Consider the following 3,292-nt stretch of genomic DNA (forward strand, 5'->3'; position numbering starts at 1 on the left):
CTTCATGCACTTGTCGGCCACAGCTTCGTATTCGTGCGCGGCCGTCGTGAGCGCCGGGCAGGTGAAGCGCGAGAAGGGGTGATCGTCGTGCGACGCCACCCGGATCGCGCAGCCGTCGCCACGCCCGACACGCATCCCGCGCTCGTAGCAGGCGGCGAGAAAGCCGATCGCGAGTCGGTCGTTCGAGCAGAGCACCGTGTCCGTCCCGAGCGCGCCCGACGCGATCAGCGCATGGGCGCCCCGGCGCCCGATCTCCTCGAAGCCCCATCCCTCGCCCTCGACCTTCAGGACGCGCGGCTCGAGCCCCGCCTCGTCCATGATCCGGAAGTAGGCGTTGCGCCGCTTGTTGGCGTTGGGGTTGGCGGGATTGCGCATCTCGAAGAAGACGGGCGGCGCCCCGGTGCGGCAGAGATAGTCCACCGTCTGCTGCACGAAGCTGAAATTGTCCGACCCCACGAAGGCTTCGCCCATCCCCTCGATATTGCTGTCGAAAAGTACGGTGGGCACGTTCCGGCAGAAGCGCTCGATCGCGCTCCGGTCGGACATGCGCCCGAGCGGCGCCAGGAACACGCCCGCGGGTTTCAGGGCAGTCAGCCCCTCGAGGATCTCGACCTCGAGCTTCTGCTCGCCATGCGCGCTGTAGAGAATGGGCGAAAACCCCGCCTCGATGCAGCGCAGCTCGATGATCCGGGCGATCTCGGCGAAGAACGGGTCGGCGAGGTAGGGCACCACGATGCCGACATTCTTGGTCAGGCTGCGATTCTGGTTCACCGCGTAGATGTTCGGGCGGAAGTCGTAGCGTTCGAGCGCCGCCTCGATGCGCTCGCGGGTCGCGGGCCGGACGCTGGCGGGGTCGTTGAAGTACTTGGAAACGGTCGGACGGGACAGCCCGCTCAGCGCGGCGAACTCCTCCATGTTCCTGATCTTGTGCTCGCTCATGATGACCCCTGTCGCGCGCGTCGGGTGGGGCGGCCCGTCCAGCCAAGTCCACGCCACAAGGAACCCGCAAACATTCCGCGAGTAAAGTTTTTTCTTGCGCACGACCGGCAATGCGGGTTGGGTTCAGGGACGTGGGAGCGCGCCTCCGTCATCGGCGACGAAGGCCTCGGGGGCCCGATGGACTGCGGCCCGGGAGAGACTGCATCATGCATCTCGGCATCGATCTCGGCACGTCGGCGGTGAAGGTCTGCGTGCTCGGGCCCGACGGCGAAGTCAAGGCGACGGCATCGGCCGCGCTGACCGTGTCGCATCCGTTCGAGGGCGCGAGCGAGCAGGACTGCGCCGCGTGGTGGACGGCGACACGTCGGGCGGTCCAGGAGATCGACGCCGCGCTGCGCGGGCAGGTCCGCGCGATCGGGCTCTCGGGGCAGATGCACGGCGCCGTCCTCCTCGACGCGGACCGCCGCCCGGTGCGCCCCGTCATCCTCTGGAACGACGCCCGCGCCACCGTGGAATGCGCCGACATTCTCGCTGCCGAACCCGAGGCGGGCGAGATCGCCGGGGCGCCGCCCATGCCCGGCTTCACCGCGCCCAAGCTGCTGTGGCTGTCGCGCCACGAGCCGGAAAGCCATGCCCGCATCGCGCATGTCCTCTTGCCGAAGGACTACCTCGGCATGCGCCTGCATGGCAGGCTCGTGACCGACCCCTCGGACGCCGCCGGCACCTCCTGGTACGACGAGCGCGCGCGGCGCTGGTCCGACCGCCTCTGCGCCGTCAGCGCGACGGACCCCGGATGGCTGCCGGAGGTCCGTCACGGAACCGAGGCGGCAGGCGCGCTCCTGCCCGGTCCGGCGGAGGAGCTGGGACTGCCCGCCGGCATCGCCGTCGCCGCCGGGGGAGGTGACGCGGCGGCGGGGGCCGTCGGCATCGGCGCGGTCTCGGGCGGTGACGGGTTCATCTCGCTCGGCACGTCGGGGCAGCTCTTCGTCACGACGCCCGCGTACCGGCCCAACCTCGCCAGCCGCATCCATGCCTATGCGCACACCGTGCCCGGCCACTGGTTCCAGATGGCCGCGATGCTGAACGGGGCGCGGCCGATCGCGTGGCTCGCGGAACTGTTCGGCCGGCCGATCGGCGCGCTCCTGGCAGAGGCGGAAGCCGCACCGCCGGGGCCCCTGTTCCTGCCCTACCTGACCGGCGAGCGCACCCCGCATGGCGACACGGAGATCCGCGCAGGCTTTGCGGGGCTGGGCGAAACCACCTCGCAGGGCAGCCTCATGCGCAGCGTGGTGGAGGCCGTCGCCTTCACCTTCGCCGACGCCGTCGATGCCCTGTCCGCGGCCGGAGACATGCCGGACACGCTCCTCGCCATCGGCGGCGGGACGCGCAGCGATTTCCTGTTGCAGACGATCGCCGACGTGACCGGCTGCCGCATCGGACGCACGGACGGGGCGGATATCGGGCCCGCACTCGGGGCGGCGCGCATGGCCATGGTGGCCTCCGGCGATGCCAGCCAGTCCGATGCCATGACCAAGCCACCCGTCACGCGCCGGTTCGACCCGCGCAGAGGCGAGGCGGAGCGCCTGAAGGCAAGGCTTGCGGCCTACCGCGCGCTCTACCCCGCGCTGAAGTCGGTCCAGGCCGCGATCGGCGCGCGATAGGCCCCGGCTTGCGCGCGACCATGACCGGAGCACCACGCTCGGGGGCCGCGACGTGATGCGCGTCGATCACGCCACCGCCGCAGGTTCGAGCCCCAGGATCTCCCGCGCCTGCCGCCATGTGGCGACGGGGCGCTCGTGGGCCTCGCAGATCTCGGCCGCGCGGCGCACCAGCGCGGCGTTCGACGGCGCGAGCCGGTCGCGGTCGAGGCGCACGTTGTCCTCGAGCCCGGTGCGCGCGTGCCCTCCGGACGCGATGGCCCATTCGTTCAGCACCACCTGGTTGGCCCCGATCCCCGCCGCGCACCAGGGCGCCTCCGGCCCGAAGAGGCGGTGGACGGTGCGGATGTAGTAGTCGAAGACGTCCCGGTCGGCGGGCATGGCGTTCTTCACGCCCATGACGAACTGCACGTAGGGCGTGCCGGCGAGCTGGCCCCGGTCGGCCATCTCCTTCGCCTTCAGGATGTGGCTGAGGTCGAAGGCCTCGATCTCGGGCTTCACGCCGTGGGCCAGCATCTCGGCGGCGAGCCAGTCCACGAGGTCGGGCGGGTTCTCGTAGACGCGGGTGGGGAAGTTGTTGGACCCGACCGAGAGCGAGGCCATGTCGGGCCTCAGCGACAGCATCGCACCCCGCGCCCGGCCCGCGCCCGACCGCCCGCCGGTCGAGAACTGCACGATCATCCCGGGGCAGTATT

The 3,292-nt window shown here is 70.8% G+C and carries 3 protein-coding genes; 1 reads left to right on the forward strand and 2 read right to left on the reverse strand.

The features are described 5' to 3' along the window. A partial coding sequence (locus tag ACTS11_RS20840) for a LacI family DNA-binding transcriptional regulator (protein ID WP_442642198.1) occupies nucleotides 1-939 on the reverse strand: 939 nt, incomplete at its 3' end. A gap of 206 nt (nucleotides 940-1,145) precedes the next feature. Between ACTS11_RS20840 and xylB the strand changes: the two genes are divergently transcribed. Then, the gene (gene xylB / locus ACTS11_RS20845; protein ID WP_442642199.1) at nucleotides 1,146-2,600 is read left to right on the forward strand and encodes a xylulokinase; all 1,455 of its coding nucleotides are present in this window, start codon (nucleotides 1,146-1,148) and stop codon (nucleotides 2,598-2,600) included. A gap of 66 nt (nucleotides 2,601-2,666) precedes the next feature. Here the strand turns inward: xylB and ACTS11_RS20850 are convergent. Beyond that, nucleotides 2,667-3,292 (reverse strand): 3-keto-5-aminohexanoate cleavage protein (locus ACTS11_RS20850; RefSeq protein WP_442642200.1); only part of this gene is annotated, 626 nt, incomplete at its 5' end.

This window comes from Roseicyclus sp. (genome assembly GCF_052168335.1).
Taxonomy (GTDB): Bacteria; Pseudomonadota; Alphaproteobacteria; order Rhodobacterales; family Rhodobacteraceae; genus Roseibacterium.

Coding starts and splice junctions, on each gene's coding strand:
- xylB (WP_442642199.1), top strand. CDS start 1,146: ATGCATCTCGGCATCGATCTCGGCACGTCGGCGGTGAAGGTCTGCGTG.